Here is a 21,517-nt window from a genome sequence, read left to right as displayed (position 1 = left end):
CCGTTCGGCACGCATGAACCATCACTGTGAATGGCCCCCGGCCGACGGATGTCCGGGTTGCTCGCCGCGCGATCGCGCCGGCGGGCGCTGTTCTCGTTCGAGACAACCCAGAAGGATCTCCCATGCCCAAGAACAAGAAGCCGGCCGGCGGCCGCGCTCAGAACTTCGAGCCCCGCTACGGCTCGAAGACGAACTATCAGGACGCGAAGCGTCGCCCCGGTCAGTCCTCCGCCGGCAAGCCCGGCAGCAAGAGCCCCGGCCACCGCGGATACCGACCCGAAGCCGAGGATGCCCCCGCCAAGAAGCAGCGCTGGGGTGCGCAGGAGCGTGCCGGACGCGACGAGGCCCGGGGCATCCGCACGCATGCGCGCGACGACCGCCCGCGTCGCGACGACCGTCCGTCGTATCGTGACGACCGTCCCGCCCGGTCGTACGACGACCGCCCGCGTCGCGATGACCGCCCCTCGTACCGCGACGACCGTCCGTCCCGCAGCGGCGACCGCCCCGCTCGCTCGTCCGACGACCGGGGCCGCTCGTACGACGCCCGCCCCCGTCGCGACGACCGTCCGTCGTACCGTGATGACCGTCCGGCGCGCAGCGGCGACCGCCCCGCACGCTCGTACGATGACCGCCCGCGCGGCGAGCGTCAGCCCCGCGACGACCGCCGCACCTTCGGTGATGCGCGGCCGTCCTTCCGTGAGGACCGTCCCCGTCGCGACGACCGTCCCGCGCGCTCGTACGACGACCGTCCCTCGCGCTCGTACGATGACCGTCCTCGTCGTGACGTTCGTCCCGCCCGCTCGTTCGACGACCGCCCGCGTCGCGATGACCGTCCCGCTCGCTCGTACGACGACCGTCCCCGCCGTGACGACCGCCCCGCGCGTTCGTTCGACGACCGTCCCCGCCGTGACGACCGCCCCGCCTACGGCGGCAACCGCTCCGACTGGCACCAGGACGCGAAGGATGCCGCGAAGCGCAAAGCTTACGAAGAGCACGCCGACACCGTCCACGAGAAGCTGCAGGCTCAGGCCGTGCAGGCCGAAGCGGTCGCCGATGTGACGTTCGGAAGCCTCGGGCTCGGTGACAACATCGTCCGCACGCTGGCCGACCTCGGCGCGGCGTCCCCGTTCCCGATCCAGGCCGCGACGATCGCGCCGATCCTCGAGGGCAAGGACGTGCTCGCGCGCGGTCGCACCGGTTCGGGCAAGACGATCGCCTTCGGCGCGCCGCTGGTCGAGTCCGTCCTGCGGAGCCAGGCCGGCAAGCGCCGTGAGTTCGGCCGCAGCCCGAAGGCCCTCATCCTCGCGCCGACGCGCGAGCTCGCGCTGCAGATCGACCGCACGATCCAGCCGATCGCGCGCAGCGTGGGCCTGTTCACGACGCAGATCTACGGCGGCGTGCCCCAGGCGCGTCAGGTCGGTGCCCTCAAGAAGGGCGTCGACATCATCATCGGTACGCCGGGCCGCATCGAAGACCTGCAGAACCAGGGCAAGCTCGATCTGTCCGAGATCCGCATCGTCGTGCTCGACGAGGCCGACCACATGAGCGAGCTGGGCTTCCTCGAGCCGATGCAGCGCATTCTGCGCCTCGTTGCCGACGACGCGCAGAAGCTGCTGTTCTCGGCGACGCTCGACCGTGAGGTCGCGGCGCTCGTCGACGAGTTCCTCGTCGAGCCGGCCGTCTACGAGGTCGCCGGCGAAGATCAGGATTCCGGCACGATCGATCACCGCGTGCTCGTGATCGACCACCGCGACAAGGCCGAGATCCTCACGAGCCTCGTCGACCGCGAGGGCAAGACGCTCGTCTTCGCCCGCACCCGCGCGTACGCCGAGATGCTCGCCGAGCAGTTCGACGACGCGGGCATCCACGCCGTGGCCCTGCACGGTGACCTCAACCAGGCCAAGCGCACGCGCAACCTCGAGCGCCTCACGTCGGGCCGGGTCAATGTGCTCGTCGCGACGGATGTCGCTGCGCGTGGCATCCACGTCGACGACATCGATCTGGTCATCCAGGCGGATGCCCCGGACGAGTACAAGACCTACCTGCACCGCTCGGGCCGCACGGGCCGCGCGGGTCGCAGCGGCACGGTCGTGACGCTCATCACGCGCCAGCGTCGCCGCCGCATGACCGAGATGCTCGAGCGCGCCGAGATCGACGCACCCTTCGAGGACGCGCGCCCCGGCGACGACCTCATCGAAGAGCTGGCCGGTCGCCAGCTCGCCGACGTCGACGCCTGACCCGCCTCAGCCTCGACCCGACGCAAAACGCCGCTTCCGCCGCCGCGGGGCGGCGTTTTGCGTCGGGTCGGCGCGCGCCGGCGTGACCTCGCGCGAACGCCGCGGTCAGAACAGCCTGGCCGGCTCCGCCGGGCGCCCGGTCGTGCGCACCGGACCCGGCCGGGTCGGGCGCGTCTCGGCATCCTCTTCCGCCCCGCCGGCGAGCCGGTGCTTGCGCAGCAGCGGGCGCACGCGTGCCGACAGCAGCTTGCGATACCCGACGGGCGCGTACGCCGAGACGCCCGGGTACAACCCGCGGTAGGCCGGCACCAGCTCCGGATGCTCGCGCTCGAGCCACTGCCAGAACCACTCCTTCGCCCCCGGACGCAGGTGCAGCGCGCCGAACACGACGCGGGCCGCACCGGCCTCACGGATGCGCGCGAGCGCGTGGTCGAGCATCGCGGTCGAGTCGGTCAGGTGCGGCAGGATCGGCATCAGGAACACCGTCACGCGGAAGCCCGCGTCGGTCGCCGCGCGCACGGTCGCGAGCCGCGCGGCCGCCGTCGGCGTGCCCGGTTCGATGGAGTCTTGCAGGGCGTCGTCGAACACGGCGATCGACATCGCGATCGAAATCGGGACGGATGCCGCGGCATCCGCCAGCAGCGGCAGGTCGCGTCGCAACAGCGTGCCCTTCGTGAGGATCGACAGTGGCGTGCCCGACTCGGCGAGGGCGGAGATGATGCCCGGCATGAGCCGGTAGCGGCCCTCCGCGCGCTGATACGGGTCGGTGTTCGTGCCGAGTGCGACGGGCTCGTGCACCCAGCCCGGCCGCGCGAGTTCGCGCCGCAGCACATCGGCGACGTTGACCTTCACGACGACCTGGCTGTCGAAGTCGCGCCCCGCGTCGAGGTCGAGGTAGGTGTGCGTGTTGCGCGCGAAGCAGTAGCCACATGCATGAGAACAGCCCCGGTACGGGTTGACCGTCCAGTCGAAGGGCATCGCCGAGGCGGACGGCACGTGGTTGAGCGCCGACTTCGCGTGCACCTCGTGGAAGGTCATGCCGGCGAACTCGGGCGTCGTGACGCTGCGCACGAGACCGCCGAGCGACTCGAGGCCGGGCAGGGCGGAGGCATCCGTTTCTCCGAGAGTCTGACCCTGCCATCGCATTCCGATATTAGAACATAGATACGAGACTTGTGACAAGGGCACAATGAACTCGGTTGACCGCGATTGAAACGCCGTATCATTGTTCGTGGGATGCAATCCCATCCACTTCACACTCGACGACGAGACACGAGAGGCAGGGCCGCACCATGGAGCGCGACATCTACGACGAGGACCACGAGGCGTTCCGCGACGTCGTCAAGGAGTTCCTTAAGCGCTACGCGACCGAAGAGAAGCGCAAGCAGTGGGAGGCCGACGGTGAGATCGACCGCGCCACGATGCTCGCGGCCGGCGAGTCGGGAATCATCGGTCTGAGCGTTCCCGAAGAGTTCGGCGGCGCCGGCATGCTGCAGGACTACCGCTTCCGCGCGATCGTGCTCGAAGAGACGATCATGGCCGGGCACGGCTCGCTGGCCGGCGCCTTCGGCATCCAGGATGACCTCGCCGTCCCCTACATCGTCCACATGGGCACGCAGGCGCAGAAGGAGAAGTGGCTGCCCGGCATGGCGACCGGCGAGATCCTCGGTGCGCTCGCGATGACCGAGCCGGGCGCCGGATCGGACCTGCGCGGCATCAAGACGACCGCCAAGAAGGTCGACGGCGGCTACATCGTCAACGGCGCGAAGACGTTCATCTCGTCGGGCAAGACCGCCGACATCGTCGTCACCTTCGTCAAGACCGGCGAGGGCAACCGGCCCGACGCCTTCAGCCTGCTCATCCTCGAGAACGGCATGGAGGGCTTCGACCACGGCAAGAAGCTCGAGAAGATGGGCTTCCACGGATGGGACACCGCCGAGCTCTCGTTCACCGACGTCTTCGTCCCCGAAGAGAACCTCATCGGCGGCAAGGAAGGCCTCGGCTTCATCCAGCTCATGATGAACCTGCCGCTCGAGCGCCTCTCGATCGGCGTCGCCGCAGCCGCCGCCTGCGAGGCCGCGTTCCACTGGACGCGCGACTACGTCATCAGCCGCGAGGCATTCGGTGAGCGCATCGCCGACTTCCAGAACACGCGCTTCAAGCTCGCCGACATGGCCACCACCGTCGACGTCACGTGGGTCTACAACGACCGCGCCATGATGCTCTACAAGGACCAGAAGCTCACGGCCGAAGAGGCCGCGAAGGTCAAGTTCTGGTCGACCGACCGCGAGGCCGAGGTGCTCGACATCGGCGTCCAGCTGCACGGCGGCTACGGCTACATCACCGAGTACCCGATCGCCCGCGCCTACCTCGACGCCCGCGTGCACCGCATCTACGGCGGCACGAACGAGATCATGCGCGACATCGTTTCGCGCCAGATCGTCGGCAAGCGCTGATTCAGACGACGGATGCCGCGACCAGCCCGATCGGGCGGTCGCGGCATCCGTCGTTTTGGTTGTACCGCGCGGCTCAGTGCGCGCCTGCGGCGGGCTGGGCCTGCTGGGACTTCGGCGCGGGCGATGCCGCGCCGACCCGCCAGTAGCCGACGAAGCTGATGCGGTCCTTGTCATGGCCCTGCGCGACCAGGTGGCGCCGCGCGGCGGTCGGCAGCGACTGCTCGCCGACGATGAAGGCATGCGTGTCGGATGCCGGTGCGGGCAGCGCCTGCAGAGCCTCGAGCGCCATCGTTCCGGGCTTTGTGCCCTCCGGCCGCACGATCCAGCGCACCTCGACGCCCGCGGGGTGGTCGAACTCGAGGATGTCGTCGGCGGACGGCGCCTCGATGATCGCCAGACCCGTTGCGGACGACGGCACGCTGTTGCAGATGCTCGCTACGGCGGGCGCACCCGTCTCATCAGCCACAAGCAGCAGTTTTTCGGTACCGCGATCCGGGTTGAAGCTCAGTCCCTCGTCGATCACGACGACCGACTCGCCCGGCACCACGGCATCCGCCCACCGTGACGCGGGCCCCGCCTCAGGACCCGACCCGTGCAGCACGAAGTCGACGTCGATCTCGGACCCGCCCGACGCGCCCGCCGCCCGGTACGCGCGCACCGAGTAGTTGCGCATGACCGGCCGCATGCCGTCGGGGATGCGCAGGTACTTGAGGTACCCGAAGATCTTGTTGGCCTTCGCGGGGATCCGCTCGAGCCCCTCGTCACTGCCGGCCCCCGTGTTCGACAGGAAGATGCGGAACCACTGGTCGTACCCGAGCGGCGCGAACTTCGCGATCTCGCCCCCACCGAGCGTGACGCGCACCCACCGAGGGCTGAGCCGCTCGGTGCGCAGCACCTCGAGGTGGATGAGGTCTTGCGACGCGGGCTTGACCAGGCGGCTGGCGCGTGCCATACGGGGTCCTTTCGATCAGGATGCCGCGGGCACAGCCCACGGGAAGAAGTACCAGAGGATCGCGGCCGAGACCGCCCAGAAGACGAGGACGAACACGGTGTCGCGCGCCCGCCACGGCACGAGATGCCGTTCGGTGCGGTCGGGGTGCGCGCCGAAGGCGCGGGCATCCATCGCCAGCGCGACGCGCTCGGCATGCCGGATCGCTCCCGCCAGCAGCGGCACGATGTAGCCCCACCAGCGAGCGATCGCTGCGAACGGGCCGCGCCCGCCGTGCGCCCCGCGCACGCGGTGCGCCTGGCGGATGACGTCGAGTTCGTAGCCGAACCGCGGCACGAATCGGAACGCCGCGAGCGCGGTGTAGCCGATGCGGTACGGCACCCGCAGCTGCTGCACGAGCGACCGCACGAGGTCGGGTCCGTTCGTGCTGATGCCCGCGATGAGCGCGAGCGCGACGATCGCGGCGAGGCGCACGCCGGTCGCCATGCCGGTCGCCACGGCGCCGCCGTAGAGCGTCCAGCCGCCGATCTGCAGGATCGTGACGGAGGTGTCGACGCGTGCGGCATCCGCCCACAGCGACATTCCGAGGCCGACCAGCAGTGCGGCGGCGGGGATCGCGATCAGCAGCACGAGAACGAGGCGGCCGGTCATGCGGGCACCCGCGAGCAGCACGGCATACGCCAGGGCGAGGAAGGCGAGCGGCGTCGCGAGATCGCGTGCGAACACCAGCAGGACGATGGCGGGCAGTGGAGCGGCGATCTTCGCGAGCGGATTGAGCGCGAACAGGAAGCGCCCCGGCGCCACCACACGGGCGTAGGGGTCGAACGTCGTCGCGGTCACGAGGCGCCCTCCGTGTGCACGTCCGCCACGCGTGCGGCGCTGTGCGGCAGGTCGGCGAGGCGCGTGACCCCGGCAAGCGACGGATGCCTCGTCAGTCCCGCGAACGCGCGACGCAGCGGCGGCTGGCGCAGACCGGCCGCCTGCAGCAGCGCCTCGTCGGCGAAGATCTCGGAGGTCGGGGCATCCGCCAGGATCGTTCCGTCGCCGACGACGATCGTGCGGTGCGCGTACTCGGTGACCAACTGCATGTCGTGCGTCACGACGAGGATCGTGGTGCCCGCCTCGCTGAGCCCGCGCAGCAGGTGCATGAGCTCGTCGGCGCGGGCGCGGTCCTGCCCGAAAGTCGGCTCGTCCAGCGCCAGTACGGGGGCACCGGCGACGAGCGCCGTGCCGACCGAGAGTCGGCGCTTCTGACCGCCCGAGAGAAGGAACGGGTGGACGTCGGCCTTGTCTTCGAGGCCGAACCGGCGCAGCACCTCGAGGGTGCGCTCGCGCACCTCATCGGCCGGGAGCTTCTGCAGCCGCAGGCCGTGCGCGAGCTCGTCGAAGACCGTGTGGGCGATGAACTGGTGCTCGGGGTTCTGGAACACGAACCCGATGCGCCGCGACAGCGAGCGCAGGTCGATGCGCGCGACGTCGACCCCGTCGACCCGCACCTGGCCGCGCGGAACCCGCACCACCCCCGCGATCGACTGCAGCAGCGTCGTCTTGCCCGCGCCGTTCGCGCCGACGATCGCGACGAACTCGCCCGCGGCGACGTCGAGGTCGACTCCGTGCAGGACCTCGGTGCGCCCGCGGCGCGTGCGCAGCCCCCGCACCCGGATCAGCGGCTCGGTCGCGGCGGCCGTGTGTTCGGTATTCAGTCTCGACGCTGCGGAATCAGCTGAAATCGGGTCTTGGGGCCCGCTGAATGGCGTGGAGACTGAATTACGAACGGCGGATGCCGGCGCCTCGGCCGCCTCGAGGCCCGCGCGCAGCTCGGCGGGGTCGAGCGGCAGCGGGTCGAGCGACCAGCCCGCGGCGCGCAGGCGCAGCGCGGCGATCGTCGCGACGGGCAGCCACACGCCCATCGCGTGCAGCTCGTCCGCCCGGCCACGCAGCACGTCGTCGACCGTCCCGTCGGCGACCGTGTGGCCGTCGTGGTCGAGCACGACGACGCGGTCGGTGATCGCCGTCGCCGCGTCGAGGTTGTGCTCGACGAGCACGATCGCGCGGTCGCCCGCGGCGACGAGATCGCCCAGGGCGGCGTAGACCTCGTCGATCCCCTGGGGGTCGAGGTTCGCGGTCGGTTCGTCCAAGACGAGCAGGGGGGAGCCCATCGCGAGCGCGCACGCGATCGCGAGGCGCTGACGGCCGCCGCCGGACAGGCGGTCGGGGTTCTCGTGACGGCGGTCCCACAGTCCGACGCGGCGCAGCGCATCCTCGCTGCGCGCGAGGACCTCGTCAACGGGCATCCGCAGGTTCTCCGGACCGAAGGCGACCTCGTCGAGCAGCGTGCCGGTCACGAGCTGGGCATCCGGGTCTTGGAACACCATCCCGACGTGCGTGCTCAGCGTCGCCACCGGCGTCGTCCGCGTGTCGAGGCCGTCGACGAGCACGGTGCCGTCGATCGTCGCGGGCACCGCGTGCGGGATGAGCCCGTTGAGGGCCAGCGCGAGCGTCGACTTGCCCGCGCCGCTCGGGCCGAGCAGCAGAACGACCTCGCCGCGGGCGACCGAGAACGTCGCGCTCGCGGGTGTCGCCGTCGCCGATCCGTCGTGGCGGATGCCGAGGTCACGGACCTGCAGGAGCGGAACCGGGCGTGGCGCGGCCGCTCCAGATGCGGCAGAGGTCACGGGTGGTCCCAGCGGTCAGGAGAAGGAAGTCCCTCCTAACTTAGCCGACCCTAACCTCACTGGCCAGAATCGCGTCAGCGCCCGGCCGCCGAACGTGCCGTCAGCGCCCGACCGGGTCGCATCGTCAGCGCTTGACTGTCGCCCGAGCGACGCCCGCGCGCCGCAGCGCGGTGCCGATCGCGAGCCCCACCGCTGTCCAGGCGACCGGGCCGAGGACGAACGCGACGACGAACGTGATCCCGGCCCACGGCGAGAGGGATGCCACGTCGAACGCGAACCACATCGGCACGGCGAGCACGGCGCCGGTCACGAATCCCGACAGCAGGAACCGCCAGGTTTCCCAGTGGCGATAGCGCGTCAGCGCCGAGACGCCCTCCTGCACACCGCCGAACACGAGCGCCGCCATGAGGTAGCGGCCCGCCATCACGGGCACGAACGCCGACGCGATGAGCGCGGCGAGCGCGTGCGTGATCAGCGCGACCCAGGGCAGTCGGAGCACCTGCTGGGCGATGACGCCGGGCAGGGCGTGGAATCCGAGGACGAGCCCGTACACGGGGATCGCGAACGCGGCGCTCAAGCCGTGCAGGGGCGACCACAGCGCCGTCGCGATTCCCGTCGCCACGCCGATGGCCGCGCACACGAGAAGCACACGCGTAGAGAGGGTTCGGGCCACCCACTCAGATTACCCGCCGCCGGAGGATGCCCGACCGTGGGAAATGCGGCCATCAACTCCGCAGATTGTCACGAAGTCCGCAGTCAGACGTCGCTGAGGCTGCGGAGTTCGTGCGATTCTGCGGAGTTCGTGCATGGGCGTGGGGGCGCGGCGGTGCGATGGATGCCTCAGACGCGCCGTCGCCGCGGCGTGAGCCGCACGCTCGGCAGCGGCGGAGCAGGGATGCGGTCGTCGCCGTGGCCGACCACGTGACCGAAGCGGTCGGCGGATGCCTCCCACTCCTCGCGCGCCTGGACGACCTCGTCGTGCGAGCGTGCGACGAAGTTCCACCACATGACGATGTCGTCCTCGAACGGCTCGCCGCCGAGCAGGAACAGCGTCGCGTCGCTGGTCGCCCGCACCGTGACGGTGTCGCGACTGGTGCCGAGATAGAGCAGGTTCTGATCGGCGAGGGTGATCTCGCCAGCATCCGACCCCGCCTCGACCGTGGGGGCGCCGGTGATTCCGACGAGGGCGTGCTCCCAGGCGGGGTTCAGGGGCAGCGCGGTGGTCGCGCCGGCCTGAATCCGGATCTCCGCCCCGACGATCGGGGTGTACATCTTCGCGGGCGAGGCTACGGTCGCAAAGGTTCCGACGACGACGGTCGCCTCCGCGCCGGCGAGGTGGACGGTCGGCAGGTTGTCGATGCGCTCGAAGTCGCGGGCGCCGTGGCGGCGCGAGTCGGGCAGCGCGACCCACAGCTGCAGCGCGTCGAGGGGCACCTCACCGTCGCCGACCGAGTACTCGGAGTGGCTGATGCCCGCGCCGCTCGTCATGATGTTGAGCACCCCGCGGCTGATCACGACGTCGCTGCCGATCGCATCGCGGTGGCGCACTTCACCGACGAACGGCCACGTGACCGTCTGCAACCCGATGTGCGGGTGCGGCTCGACGCGCATGCGCGCGATCTGGGGTCCGAATCTGTCGAGGAAGCACCACGCACCGACCATCGGCAGGTCGCGCTGGGGCAGGCTGCGGTGGACTTCCATGCCGCGCACGCCGCCGAGCGGCACGTCGCGGGCTTCCAGCAGGAGGGCCCGCGGGCCGGGGGCGCCGCGCGTTTTGTCGCCGTGGGCCATGTCGGCAGCGGTCGCAGGAGGCGTGGGGATGCCGTCGTCCTGCGCCCCGGCATCCATTCGACTCATGGCCGTGTCAGTTCTTCGGCGTGCCGACGCCCTCGTCGCCCGGGTGTGCCTCGGGTGCGGGCACGGCGGCTGCGCGCTCGTGTTCGCGGCCACGCCAGTGCACGTCGAGCCCCGGCACGTCGTGCTTCTCGAGGTAGCGCACGACGAACGGGCACACCGGCACGACGGTCTCGCCGCGCGCGGCGACGTCGGCCATCGCGCCGCCGACGAGCACAGAGCCCAGTCCGCGTCCGCCGAAGGCGGGGTCGATCTCGGTGTGCGGGAAGACCAGCCGACCCTCATCGTCGGGGGCGAACTCGGTGAACCCCGCGACGACGCCGTCGACGCTGATCTCGTAGCGCTCGCGCGCGTCGTTGCGGGTGACATGGACGTCGTCGGTCATGGCGGACTCCTCGCTTCGGGTACTCCTTCCAACGTAGGTGCGCGCGGGGATGTTCCGCCAGGGGCGGTGGCCGGGGCAATCCCGGGGCGTCCGGGTGTGGGTGGGGTTTCGTCGCCGCGAGGCGGGCACGATGATGGATGCCATGCGTCGCGCCGCTGCCTTCGTCGTGCTCGCCCTCGTGGCGGCGCTGTCGGGCTGTGCGGCATCCGCCCCGGCGCCGACACCGTCGAGTTCTGCCGCGAGCGTGACCTCCACCCCGACTCCGACGCCCACCCCCACGCCAACCCCGGATCCGCTCGCGGCGCTGAGTCTCGAGCAGCGCGTCGGCCAACTGTTCATGGTCGGAACTGACGTGTCGTCGGCGACGCCCGCGACCGTCTCGGCGATCACCGATCGGCACGCGGGCAGCATCTTCTTGCACGGGCGCACGCGCGGCGGCGCTGCGGCGGTGGCCGCCGTCGTCGCACAGTTCACGGCGCTCGCGCCCGTCGCTGCGGGCCTGCCCGACGGGGTCGGGCCGACCGGAGGCATCCGGCTGTGGGTCGCGACCGATCAGGAGGGCGGCGAGGTGCAGGTGCTGCGCGGGCCGGGATTCGACGACATGCCGTATGCGATCCGACAGGCTGATCTGCCCGACGACCAGCTCGAGGCGCAGGCGGCGCAGTGGGGCGCCGAGCTGGCCGTGGCGGGCGTCGACATGAACCTCGCGCCCGTGGCCGACATCGTCACGAGCCACGACGCGCGGTTTTCCAACCCACCGATCGGAGCGCTCGGCCGGCAGTACGGCTACGACGCCGCGACCGTGCAAGCCAAGGCGGGCGCGTTCGCGGCGGGGATGCGCAGCGCAGGCATCCTGCCCGTGTTCAAGCACTTTCCGGGGCTCGGGCACGTCACCGCGAATACGGACACATCGGCAAACGTCGTGGACTCGACCGTCACGGCCGATGGCCCGGACGTCTCCGTCTATCGGCCACTCACGGCCGCGGGGCCGTCGGTCGTCATGATGTCGACGGCGTACTACGAGAACATCGACGCGTCGGCGCCCGCGGTGTTCTCGCCGACTGTCGTGGGGCTCGTGCGCAGCACCGTCGGGTTCGACGGCGTCGTGATGACCGACGACCTGTCGGCCGCCGCGGCGGCGCGTCCGTGGCCGCCCGCCGACCGGGCGATCATGGCGCTCAGCGCCGGAGTCGACGTCGTGCTCGTGTCGGCCGACCCGGGCGTGTACGCCGAGATGTACGACGCCGTGCTGGCGCGGGCGCAGTCCGACCCCGCGTTCGCGGCGCGCGTCGACGAGGCCGCCGCGCGGGTCGTGGCGGCCAAGCTCGCGCAGCCGTGACGCGGGTGTGGGTGGCGTGGACGGGCGGGCTGCCCGGTGGGGCGAACGGGCGCGGGTGCGCGTGCGGGCAGAGCCGCGGTGTGGGCTGGGCGACGGCGTGCGGGCGGGTGCGCCGCAATAATTCAGGAGATGCGCAGCCCGTGCGATGCTGAACCGGCCAGAACGCGGCATGTCGGCGGAGTTTCGAGCCGCGGCTCCTGAGTTATTGCGGCGGCCTTGCTGGTGCGGCCTCGCGGGTGCGGTGGCCTCGCGGGTGCGGTGGCCTGCCGCAGCGGCGGCGTCGCCGCAGCGCGCGGGTGCGGTGGCCGCGCTGTTTCCGCGGGTGCGGCAGACTCGAGGGGTGACTGACGCGCCCCGCCTGCTCGACCTCGTTTCGGCGGGCGCGACCGCGGATGCCGTGTACGACGGCTTCGTGACGTGGGCGGCGGGGCAGGGGCTCACGCTGTATCCGGCGCAGGACGAGGCCGCGATCGAGCTCGTGTCGGGCGCGAACGTGATCCTGTCGACGCCGACGGGCACCGGCAAGTCGCTCGTCGCGATCGCCGCGCACGCGGCGTGCCTGGCCACGGGCGGTCGCTCGTACTACACGGCGCCGATCAAGGCCCTCGTCAGCGAGAAGTTCTTCGCCCTCGTCGAGATCTTCGGAGCCGAGAACGTCGGCATGGTGACCGGCGACTCGTCGGTCAACCCCGACGCGCCGATCGTCTGCTGCACGGCCGAGATCCTCGCGAACATCGCGCTGCGGCAAGGTGCGGATGCCCCCGTCGACCAGGTCGTCATGGACGAGTTCCACTACTACGGCGACCCCGATCGGGGCTGGGCGTGGCAGATCCCGCTGCTGCTGTTGCCTCGCGCGCAGTTCCTGCTGATGTCGGCGACGCTCGGCGACGTCACCGACATCGCCGACGACCTGGCGCGACGCACCGGCCGTGCGGTCGCGCAGATCACGGGTGTCGAGCGACCCGTGCCGTTGCACTTCTCGTACGAGCGGCGGCCGGTGCACGAGGTTCTCACGATGCTCGTCGACGAGCGCGAAGTGCCCGTCTACATCGTGCACTTCGCGCAGGCGGCCGCGCTCGAGCGCGCGCAAGCGCTGGCATCCGCCCCGCTCACAACGCGGGCGCAGCGCGATGAGATCGCCGAGGCGATCGGCGGATTCCGCTTCACGACGGGGTTCGGCAAGACGCTGTCGCGGCTCGTGCGCGTCGGGATCGGCGTGCACCACGCGGGCATGCTGCCGCGGTATCGACGCCTGGTCGAGACGCTCGCGCAGCGCGGACTGCTGCGGGTGATCTGCGGCACCGACACCCTCGGCGTGGGCATCAACGTGCCGATCCGCACGGTCGTCGTCACTGCGCTCAGCAAGTACGACGGCACGAAGATGCGGCAGTTGTCGGCGCGCGAGTTCCACCAGGTCGCCGGCCGCGCCGGGCGTGCGGGCTACGATCCGTACGGCAACGTGGTCGTGATGGCCCCAGAGTGGGAGATCGACAACGCCGTCGCCCTCGCCAAGGCAGGCGATGATCCGGCCAAGCGCAAGAAGATCGTGCGCAAGAAGGCCCCGACAGGCGTCGTGAACTGGGGTGAGGGCTCCTACGAGCGCCTCATCGCCGCCGCGCCCGAGCCGCTCGTGCCGCAGCTGAAGCTCACCGCCGCGATGCTCATCAACGTGATCGGACGCGGCGGAGACGTCTTCGGCAACGTGCGTTCGCTCGTGTTCGACAACCACGAGCCGCGCGCGCGGAAGTACGAGCTTGCGCGGCGCGCGATCGCGATCTTCCGCACGCTGATGGATGCCGAGATCGTCGAGATCGACCGCGGGGCATCCCCGGTCATACGCCTCACGGTCGACCTGCAGCCGAACTTCGCGCTCAACCAGCCGCTGTCGCCGTTCGCGCTCGCCGCCGTCTCGTTGCTTGCGCCGGAGGACGATGGGGCTGGCCCCTCGACGGGCTCGGGGGCCAGCGCGGACTCGGGGGCGAGTGCGGGCGGCGACCCCTCGACCAGCTCACCCACCAGCGCACCCACCAGCGCACCCGCCAGCGCACCCACTGGCGGCGGAGTCGGCACGGGGCACTATGCGCTCGACGTCGTGAGCGTCATCGAGGCGACGCTCGATGACCCGCGGGCGATCCTCGCACAGCAGGAGTACAAGGCGCGCGGCGAAGCCGTCGCCGCGATGAAGCGCGACGGCATCGAGTACGACGAGCGCATGGCGCTGCTCGAGGAGGTCACTTGGCCCAAGCCCCTCGCGGAGCTGCTCGACCAGTCGTTCGAGGTGTTCGCGTCGAGCCAGCCGTGGGTGCGCGACTTCGAGCTGAGCCCCAAGTCGGTGGTCCGCGACATGTTCGAGCGGGCGATGTCGTTTGCAGAGTTCGTCTCCTTCTACCAACTGCAGCGCAGCGAGGGCCTTGTGCTGCGGTACCTGTCGGATGCCTATCGCGCGATCCGCCAGACGGTGCCTGCCGAGGCGCGCACCGATGAGCTCATGGACATCATCGAGTGGCTCGGGGAACTGGTCCGCCAAGTCGACTCGAGCCTCGTCGACGAGTGGGCGGCGCTGATCGACCCCACCATGCCGTTGCCCGAGGACGGCAGCCCCGTCGTTCCGCCGGCGCCGCCGTCGATCCTCACCAACGAGCGCGCCTTCACGGTGCTCGTGCGCAACGAGCTGTTCCGTCGCGTGCAGCTCGCCGCCCTGCAGGACGACGATGCGCTCGTCGCCCTCGATCCCGACACGGGCTGGCCCGAAGCGCTGGATGCCTACTACGACGACCACGACGAGATCCGCACGGGCGGCCCCGCGCGCTCGCCGCGGCTGTGTGTCATCGACACCTCTGACGCGTCGTCCGGCGTGTGGCGCGTCGAGCAGACGATCGACGACCCGGCGGGCGACCACGACTGGCGCATCCGCGCGGAGGTCGACCTGCAGGCATCCGTCGACGAAGGCGCCGCGGTCGTGCGCGTCACCGAGGTCGTGCGGCTGTAAGCGACCGGCGGTGCGCGCGGCCGGTGGTTGGGCGAGCCGGTCATGTCAGGGCATCCCATTCACCGGGCCGCGGCTGTCGCTTGCGCGCCCCCGAGAACGAGGGGTCGGACGGAAACCGGCCCCGCTTGTCGGGGTAGGCCAGCTGCAGAGCCGGCACCGAGAACTCCGCGGGCCGCCGGTAGTGGCAGTTCGCGTTGAACACGATGTCGCCGGGGTTCGGCACCGCCTCCGGCAGGACACGGCCCCACCCGGGAACAGCGGTCTCGACGCCAGGCATGAACCGCCCGCCGTCGTAGACGAAATCCGTCGCCGCGTTCAACGTCCGCGATGAGCCCGGAATATCGAGCCCCGTGACGATCAGCTCGGGGTGCCCGATGCCGAACAGCCCGACGGTGTAGGCGAACGGACAGTCAGAGACGGGCGCGCAGCAGCCCGGTACCGAGCAGCGTCCGCCTCCGATCATCTGGATCGAGACGCCGTACCGACGGATCTGATCGGCGATGTGCGCGTCCTCCTGGTCCATCCAGGCAGCGAGGTCGGGCGGGATGATGTCGGTCATGTCGTACTCCCCTGTGGGTCCAGGGCACGTTCTTGTTCATGTCGCGCACGCTAACGACCCCCTCAGACACGCAATGGTAGAAAAGAGGATGCCGAGGGTAGAATCGGTGCCATGAGTCTCAACATCAAGAATGAGGACGTGCATGCGGCCGTCCGCGAGCTCGCCGAGCGACTGGGCGTCAGTCAGACCTCGGCCGTCGAGCAGGCGGTGCGTGCACGCCTGGAAGAGCTCAAGGCCGACGCCGAGCGTGAAGAGCGGGTCGAGCGCTTCTTCGCAGCCGTCACTGCGGCGCAGGACGCGTTCGAGGGCGTCGATCTCGAACCCTTCGCACGCGATCTGTACGACTCCGAGACGGGGCTTCCGGCGTGATCGTCGACTCGTCCGCGATCCTCGCCCTGATGCTGCGCGAACCCAGTGCCGAGGCGGTGGCGGCTGCCGTCGCCGCAGCGCTCGCGCAGTCGGAGCGGGTCGCGATCTCCGCGGCGACGCTCGTCGAGGCATCCGTCGTCGCCGACAGCCCGCGAGACCCGGTGCGATCCGCCCGCTTCGACGCGATCATCGAGGGATTCGGGGCCGAGATCGTCCCGGTCACGGCGACGCAGGCGGCTCTCGCGCGCCAGGCCTACCGCGACTACGGCAGGGGATCCGGGCATCCGGCGCGGTTGAACTTCGGCGACTGCTTCTCGTACGCGCTCGCCCGCGAGCGCCGCGAGCCGCTGCTGTACGTCGGCGACGACTTCGCCCGCACCGACATCGCCTCGGCGCTGGGCTGAACTGAGCTGGGCTGATCCGTGCCGGCGCTGGTCTGACGGCAACGCCGACGGACCCGATGGCGGCAACGTCGGATGCCCCGGTTAGCCTGGTCTGGTGAGTGACGCGACCTTCTCCGATCCGTACGCGGATGTGCCGTGGGACGTCGACGAGCTCATGCCGCCCGACGACTATGACGCGCCGCCGCCGCCCGAGTTCGACGGCTACGCCGGTGCGCTGGCGCGCGCCATGGCGTCCGCCGGCCCGGCCGGAGCCGGGACGGCCGTCGACCCGGCCGCACCGACCGCCGGGGGCCCCGCCGCCCCCGGAGCCGGCTCCGCCCCGAGAGTGCCCGCACAGCCGGCATCCGTCCTCTCACTCACCAAGCGCGACCACACCGGCGAAGACCCGCGGGCGGTGCTGAAGGACGTCTTCGGCTACGACGATTTCCGCGGTGATCAGGCTGCGATCGTCGCGCAGGTGGTCGGCGGTGGCGACGCGGTCGTGCTCATGCCGACCGGTGGCGGCAAGTCGATCACCTATCAGGTGCCGGCGCTCGTCCGCCCCGGCACGGGTCTGGTGATCAGCCCGCTCATCGCGCTGATGCACGACCAGGTCGACGCCCTCGTCGCCAACGGCGTGCGCGCCGCCTACCTCAACTCGACGCAGTCGCCGGCCGAGCGCGCGGGCGTCGAGCAGGCCTACCTCGCGGGCGAACTCGATCTGCTCTACGTCGCGCCCGAACGCCTCAGCGTCACCGCCACGACCGCGCTCCTGCAGCGCGGCCGGCTCAGCGTCATCGCGATCGACGAGGCCCACTGTGTCAGCCAGTGGGGTCACGACTTCCGCCCCGACTATCTCGCGCTCGGCGACCTCGCCGAGCGCTTCCCCGGCGTCCCGCGCATGGCGCTCACCGCGACGGCCACGCGCGCGACCCACCAGGAGATCACCGAGCGCCTCCACCTCGACGCCGCGCAGCACTTCGTCGCGAGCTTCGACCGGCCGAACATCCAGTACCGCATCGCGCCGAAGGTCGACCCGCGCCGCCAGCTGCTGGACTTCATCCGGTCGCAGCCCGAGGGCGCGGCGGGCATCGTCTACGCGCTCAGCCGCAAGTCGGTCGAGCAGACCGCCGAATACCTGCGCACGCAGGGAATCGATGCCCTGCCGTACCACGCGGGGTTGGATGCCGCGGTCCGCGCTCACCATCAGGGGCGGTTCCTGCGCGAAGACGGCGTCGTCATGGTCGCGACGGTCGCGTTCGGGATGGGCATCGATAAGCCCGACGTCCGCTTCGTCGCGCACATCGATCTGCCGAAGTCGGTCGAGGGCTACTACCAGGAGACGGGTCGCGCCGGTCGCGACGGCGAGCCGGCCGTCGCATGGATGGCGTACGGACTCGGCGACGTCGTGCAGCAGCGCCGCCTCATCGACCAATCGCCGGGCGAGCGTGCGTACAAGCAGCGCCTCGGTCAGCACCTCGACGCGATGCTCGCGCTGTGCGAGACGGTGTCGTGCCGCCGGCAGAACCTGCTCGCGTACTTCGGCCAGGCATCCGACCCGTGCGGCAACTGCGACACGTGTCTGCAGCCCGCCGACACGTGGGACGGGCTCGTCCCCGCGCAGAAGCTGCTGTCGACGATCGTGCGGCTGCAGCGCGAGCGGAACCAGGCATTCGGTGCCGGGCACCTCGTCGACATCTTGCGGGGCGCGTCGACGGAGCGGATCCGCCAGCAGGGGCACGACAAGCTCGCCACGTACGGCCTCGGCGCCGATCTCAGCGACCAGGACTGGCGCAGCGTCATTCGTCAGTTGCTCGCGCGCGGCATCATCGTGGCGCGCGGCGAGTACGGCGTGCTCGCCATCGGCGAAGAGGGCGCGGCCGTGCTGCGCGGCGAGGCGGCGGTGCCGTTGCGCCGCGACGTGCTCGGTCGCGGCGGTGGCGGGTCTCGCGCGCGCAAGGCCGCGGCGACAGAGTCGGTCGCTGAGGGCGATCGCGATCTGTTCGAGGCCCTGCGTGCGTGGCGCGCCGGCGTCGCCAAGGAGCAGGGCGTTCCCGCGTACATCGTGTTCGGGGATGCCACGCTCCGCGCCCTCGCCGATCAGCGCCCGGCATCGGTGGCAGCGCTCGAGGGCATCACCGGCATCGGCGCCAAGAAGCGCGAGGCGTACGGCGAGGCCGTGCTCGAGGTCATCGCCGGGGCGTGAGGCCGGGGCATCTGCCTCAAAACACCCCACCGCGCCCCGCCACGCACACGCAGTGACACTGAGTCTCACCGAGCGTGGGTGTGGGTGTCATACAACAAAGGCTGCACACGGGTGTGCAGGTGTTTGTAGGTCATCGGCAGACCAATTGCGGCGGGGGTGTGGTCGATCTACCGTCGAGAATGACCTCCTCTGCCCGCCTGTGAAAGGTACGCCGATGACCGACGCCGCTGTCCGCTCGAAGAAGCCCGCCACCAGCAAGCGCACTCCCGCCGGTGGCGCGCCCACGGCCGCGCATTCCGCCGAAGAGGCGCATGAGCCGCGGATCGATGTCGACGCGGTCACCGATCTGCTGCTCGGCACGTGGTCGCAGACGCGGCGCGAAGCGCGCGAGATGATCAAGGATCCCGCGTTCTGGCGCATCGACGGCCAGTCGATGCCCGAGCACCGCGAGCGTGTGCTCAGCCAGCTGCACCTGCTCGTCGAGCACGGTGGCTCGCGCCGCGCGTTCCCCGAGGAGTACGGCGGTCTGAACGACAACGGCGCGAACCTCGCCGGCTTCATGGAGCTCGTGCTCGCCGACCCGAGTCTGCAGATCAAGTCGGGTGTGCAGTGGGGCCTGTTCGGCTCGGCCATCTTCCAGCTCGGCACGAAGAAGCACCATGACGAGTGGCTGGCCGGCGTCATCGACCTGACGATCCCGGGCGCCTTCGGCATGACCGAGATCGGGCACGGTTCAGACGTCGCCGCGATCGGCACGACCGCGACCTACGACCCCGACACCGAGGAGTTCGTCATCCACACGCCGTTCCGCGCCGCGACGAAGGAGTACCTCGGCAATGCGGCCCTGCACGGCAAGGCGGCGACGGTGTTCGCTCAGCTGATCACGGGCGGCGTGAACTACGGCGTGCACTGCTTCTTCGTGCCGCTCCGCGACGACGAGGGCGGCATGCTGCCCGGGGTCACCAGCGAGGATGACGGCGTCAAGGGCGGCCTGAACGGCATCGACAACGGCCGGCTCGCCTTCGACCACGTGCGCATCCCGCGGTTCAATCTGCTCGACCGCTATGGCCAGGTGGCCTCCGACGGCACGTATACGAGCGACATCGCGAGCCCCGGCCGCCGTTTCTTCACGATGCTCGGCGCGCTCGTGCAGGGCCGCGTGTCGCTCGACGGCGCCGCGACCGAGGCCACGGCCCTCGCTCTGTACATCGCGCTGACGTATGCCAACCAGCGTCGCCAGTTCGACTCGGGCGCCGGCACCGACGAGGTGGTGCTGCTCGACTACGGCAAGCACCAGCGCCGCCTGCTGCCCCTGCTCGCACAGAACTACGCACAGTTCTTCTCCAACGACGAGCTGCTGCGCAAGTTCGACGGTGTGTTCTCGGGTCGCACCGACACCCCCGAAGAGCGCGAGGATCTTGAGACCCTGGCCGCCGCGCTCAAGCCGCTGAGCACGTGGAACGCGCTGTCGACCATCCAAGAGGCACGTGAGGCGTGCGGCGGATCGGGCTTCATCGCCGAGAACCGTTTCGTCGGCCTGCACCAGGACCTCGACGTCTACGTCACTTTCGAAGGCGACAACAACATCCTGCTGCAGCTGGTCGGCAAGCGCCTGCTGGCCGACTTCGCGAAACAGTTCAAGGGGGCGGATGCCGCAAAGTTGGCATCCTTCGCTGCGAAGCAGACTGCGGGCAGGGTGTTCCACGGCGCGGGGCTCCGCCGGCTCGGCCAGGCCGTCACCGACTTCGGCTCCACGGCCCGCTCGGTCGAGCTCGGCCTGCGCGCCGAACAGCAGCACGAGCTGCTCGCGGGACGCGTCGAGCAGATGGTCGCCGACATCGCGACGCGCCTGCGGCCCGCATCGAAGGCGTCGCCGGCCGAAGCCGCAGCGACCTTCAATGCCAACCAGGCTGAGTTGATCGAGGCGGCGCGCGCGCACGGCGAGCTGCTGCAGTGGGAGGCCTTCAGCGACGGCGTCGCCAAGATCGAGGACGAAGGCACCGCACAGGTGCTCACCTGGCTGCGCGACCTGTTCGGCATGCACCTGATCGAGAAGCACCTCGCCTGGTATCTGATCAACGGCCGCCTGTCGACGCAGCGCGCGGCATCGGTTTCGCGCTACATCGACCGGCTGACGCTGCGGCTGCGTCCGCACGCGCAGGACCTCGTGGATGCCTACGGCTTCGCGCCCGAGCATGTGCGTGCGCCCATCGCGTCGGGCGCTGAGCGTGAGCGTCAGGAAGAAGCCCGCGCGTACTACGCGGCCCTCGCCGCGTCGGGTGAGGCTCCCGTCTCGGAGAAATCGCTCAAGAAGAAGTGACGCGGGCTACCGCAGGGCCCCACCCCAAAGTAACGGAACGATAACGATGACCCGTCGTCGTGTCTCGATTCGTGCCCGCCGGACACATACACAGTGAAGGCCTCGCGAGGCGACACCCGCCACTTCGGCTTCGAGCGGGTGTAGCGCTGCCTTCTGGGGCCGCGCTTCGGGTGCGCGGCCCCATCTCGCGGGGCGCGCGGCGCCGTAGCCTTGCGGGATGGGTGATCTGCGCATCGGGACTGACGGCGTCGCGCGCTGCGGGTGGGTCGGCGACGACCCGGAGTACCGCCGCTACCACGACGAGGAATGGGGTCGGCCGCTGCACGGCGACCGGGCGCTGTTCGAGAAGATGTCGCTCGAGGGGTTCCAAGCGGGGCTGAGTTGGATCACGATCCTGCGCAAGCGACCGCGCTTCCGTGAGGTGTTCGCGGGCTTCGACCCCGCCGTCGTGGCGGCCTTCGGAGACGACGACGTCGAGCGACTGATGACGGATGCCGGGATCATCCGAAATCGCGCGAAGATCCTCGCCACGATCGGCAACGCCCGGCTCGTGCTCGGCATGGCGCCGGGCGACCTCGACGCGCTCATGTGGTCGTTCGCCCCCGACCCTCGACCTGAGGCCGAGCGCCCGCGGGGGTTCACTGAGGTGCCGGCCGTGACCGAGGCATCCGACGCGATGTCGAAAGCGCTACGGAAGGCCGGTTTCCGGTTCGTCGGGTCGACCACGATGTACGCGCTCATGCAGTCGGCCGGCATGGTCGACGACCACCTCGTCGGCTGCCACCGCGCGGTGTGA

General features: G+C 70.5%; 17 protein-coding genes. 9 read left to right on the top strand and 8 right to left on the bottom strand.

Annotated features, from left to right (window positions below; translation table 11 throughout):
* Positions 1-122: 122 nt before the first annotated feature.
* Positions 123-2,237: a DEAD/DEAH box helicase gene (locus tag BGO46_RS11295; protein WP_299986070.1), complete on the top strand. Its 2,115-nt coding sequence runs from the start codon at positions 123-125 to the stop codon at positions 2,235-2,237.
* 105 nt (positions 2,238-2,342) lie between these two features.
* Here BGO46_RS11295 and BGO46_RS11290 read toward each other — a convergent pair whose 3' ends face one another.
* Positions 2,343-3,383 carry an Rv2578c family radical SAM protein gene (locus tag BGO46_RS11290; RefSeq protein WP_292673911.1) on the bottom strand — a complete coding sequence of 347 codons (1,041 nt, stop codon included), beginning with the start codon at positions 3,381-3,383 and terminating at the stop codon, positions 2,343-2,345.
* 146 nt (positions 3,384-3,529) lie between these two features.
* Between BGO46_RS11290 and BGO46_RS11285 the strand changes: the two genes are divergently transcribed.
* Positions 3,530-4,693: an acyl-CoA dehydrogenase family protein gene (locus tag BGO46_RS11285; RefSeq protein ID WP_292673913.1), complete on the top strand. Its 1,164-nt coding sequence runs from the start codon at positions 3,530-3,532 to the stop codon at positions 4,691-4,693.
* Positions 4,694-4,766: 73 nt separating this feature from the next.
* Here BGO46_RS11285 and BGO46_RS11280 read toward each other — a convergent pair whose 3' ends face one another.
* The 6 genes from BGO46_RS11280 to BGO46_RS11255 form a co-directional block, all read right to left on the bottom strand.
* Entirely contained in the window at positions 4,767-5,645 is an 879-nt protein-coding gene (locus BGO46_RS11280) for a siderophore-interacting protein (RefSeq protein WP_292673916.1), read from the bottom strand.
* Between the two features lie 15 nt (positions 5,646-5,660).
* Complete coding sequence (locus BGO46_RS11275) at positions 5,661-6,482, bottom strand: energy-coupling factor transporter transmembrane component T (RefSeq protein WP_292673918.1); 822 nt, start codon at positions 6,480-6,482, stop codon at positions 5,661-5,663.
* Complete coding sequence (locus tag BGO46_RS11270; RefSeq protein WP_292673921.1) at positions 6,479-8,317, bottom strand: ABC transporter ATP-binding protein; 1,839 nt, start codon at positions 8,315-8,317, stop codon at positions 6,479-6,481. Before BGO46_RS11270 ends, BGO46_RS11275 begins: the two co-directional genes overlap by 4 nt.
* Before the next feature lie 124 nt (positions 8,318-8,441).
* Positions 8,442-8,990: an ECF transporter S component gene (locus tag BGO46_RS11265; RefSeq protein WP_292673924.1), complete on the bottom strand. Its 549-nt coding sequence runs from the start codon at positions 8,988-8,990 to the stop codon at positions 8,442-8,444.
* A gap of 167 nt (positions 8,991-9,157) precedes the next feature.
* Entirely contained in the window at positions 9,158-10,108 is a 951-nt protein-coding gene (locus tag BGO46_RS11260; RefSeq protein ID WP_292674245.1) for a pirin family protein, read from the bottom strand.
* Between the two features lie 73 nt (positions 10,109-10,181).
* Positions 10,182-10,556 (bottom strand): GNAT family N-acetyltransferase, encoded by a 375-nt coding sequence (locus BGO46_RS11255; protein ID WP_292673927.1) that lies wholly within the window; start codon positions 10,554-10,556, stop codon positions 10,182-10,184.
* Between the two features lie 130 nt (positions 10,557-10,686).
* Here BGO46_RS11255 and BGO46_RS11250 point away from each other — a divergent pair, with 130 nt between their 5' ends.
* Entirely contained in the window at positions 10,687-11,895 is a 1,209-nt protein-coding gene (locus BGO46_RS11250; protein ID WP_292673929.1) for a glycoside hydrolase family 3 N-terminal domain-containing protein, read from the top strand.
* Between the two features lie 340 nt (positions 11,896-12,235).
* The gene (locus BGO46_RS11245) at positions 12,236-14,884 is read left to right on the top strand and encodes a DEAD/DEAH box helicase (RefSeq protein ID WP_292673931.1); all 2,649 of its coding nucleotides are present in this window, start codon (positions 12,236-12,238) and stop codon (positions 14,882-14,884) included.
* Positions 14,885-14,924: 40 nt separating this feature from the next.
* Here the strand turns inward: BGO46_RS11245 and BGO46_RS11240 are convergent, their stop codons facing one another.
* Positions 14,925-15,443: a DUF4262 domain-containing protein gene (locus tag BGO46_RS11240; RefSeq protein ID WP_292673933.1), complete on the bottom strand. Its 519-nt coding sequence runs from the start codon at positions 15,441-15,443 to the stop codon at positions 14,925-14,927.
* A gap of 111 nt (positions 15,444-15,554) precedes the next feature.
* On the opposite strand from BGO46_RS11240, the gene BGO46_RS11235 reads away from it, so the two are divergent.
* The 5 genes from BGO46_RS11235 to BGO46_RS11215 all read left to right on the top strand — a co-directional run bounded on the left by BGO46_RS11235 (position 15,555) and on the right by BGO46_RS11215 (position 21,517).
* Positions 15,555-15,812: a type II toxin-antitoxin system VapB family antitoxin gene (locus tag BGO46_RS11235; RefSeq protein ID WP_292673936.1), complete on the top strand. Its 258-nt coding sequence runs from the start codon at positions 15,555-15,557 to the stop codon at positions 15,810-15,812.
* Complete coding sequence (locus BGO46_RS11230) at positions 15,809-16,216, top strand: type II toxin-antitoxin system VapC family toxin (protein ID WP_292673937.1); 408 nt, start codon at positions 15,809-15,811, stop codon at positions 16,214-16,216. The genes BGO46_RS11235 and BGO46_RS11230 overlap by 4 nt, the downstream gene beginning before the upstream one ends.
* Positions 16,217-16,310: 94 nt before the next feature.
* Positions 16,311-18,401: a DNA helicase RecQ gene (gene recQ, locus BGO46_RS11225; protein ID WP_292673939.1), complete on the top strand. Its 2,091-nt coding sequence runs from the start codon at positions 16,311-16,313 to the stop codon at positions 18,399-18,401.
* A gap of 214 nt (positions 18,402-18,615) precedes the next feature.
* Entirely contained in the window at positions 18,616-20,721 is a 2,106-nt protein-coding gene (locus BGO46_RS11220; protein WP_292673941.1) for an acyl-CoA dehydrogenase, read from the top strand.
* 217 nt (positions 20,722-20,938) lie between these two features.
* On the top strand, positions 20,939-21,517 hold the full coding sequence (locus BGO46_RS11215) for a DNA-3-methyladenine glycosylase I (protein ID WP_292673942.1): 579 nt from the start codon (positions 20,939-20,941) through the stop codon (positions 21,515-21,517).

Source organism: Microbacterium sp. 70-16 (assembly GCF_001898315.1).
Lineage (GTDB): Bacteria > Actinomycetota > Actinomycetes > Actinomycetales > Microbacteriaceae > Microbacterium.
The sequence above is the reverse complement of the archived record's forward strand: the minus strand, read 5'-3'. Positions and strand labels throughout refer to the sequence as shown.

Excerpts from the sequence above, each read along its gene's own strand:
- BGO46_RS11295 (WP_299986070.1), top strand. The coding sequence starts at position 123 with ATGCCCAAGAACAAGAAGCCGGCCGGCGGCCGCGCTCAGAACTTCGAG.
- BGO46_RS11290 (WP_292673911.1), bottom strand. The coding sequence starts at position 3,383 with ATGCGATGGCAGGGTCAGACTCTCGGAGAAACGGATGCCTCCGCCCTG.
- BGO46_RS11285 (WP_292673913.1), top strand. The coding sequence starts at position 3,530 with ATGGAGCGCGACATCTACGACGAGGACCACGAGGCGTTCCGCGACGTC.
- BGO46_RS11280 (WP_292673916.1), bottom strand. The coding sequence starts at position 5,645 with ATGGCACGCGCCAGCCGCCTGGTCAAGCCCGCGTCGCAAGACCTCATC.
- BGO46_RS11260 (WP_292674245.1), bottom strand. The coding sequence starts at position 10,108 with ATGGCCCACGGCGACAAAACGCGCGGCGCCCCCGGCCCGCGGGCCCTC.
- BGO46_RS11255 (WP_292673927.1), bottom strand. The coding sequence starts at position 10,556 with ATGACCGACGACGTCCATGTCACCCGCAACGACGCGCGCGAGCGCTAC.
- BGO46_RS11250 (WP_292673929.1), top strand. The coding sequence starts at position 10,687 with ATGATGGATGCCATGCGTCGCGCCGCTGCCTTCGTCGTGCTCGCCCTC.
- BGO46_RS11240 (WP_292673933.1), bottom strand. The coding sequence starts at position 15,443 with ATGACCGACATCATCCCGCCCGACCTCGCTGCCTGGATGGACCAGGAG.
- BGO46_RS11235 (WP_292673936.1), top strand. The coding sequence starts at position 15,555 with ATGAGTCTCAACATCAAGAATGAGGACGTGCATGCGGCCGTCCGCGAG.
- BGO46_RS11220 (WP_292673941.1), top strand. The coding sequence starts at position 18,616 with ATGACCGACGCCGCTGTCCGCTCGAAGAAGCCCGCCACCAGCAAGCGC.
- BGO46_RS11215 (WP_292673942.1), top strand. The coding sequence starts at position 20,939 with ATGGGTGATCTGCGCATCGGGACTGACGGCGTCGCGCGCTGCGGGTGG.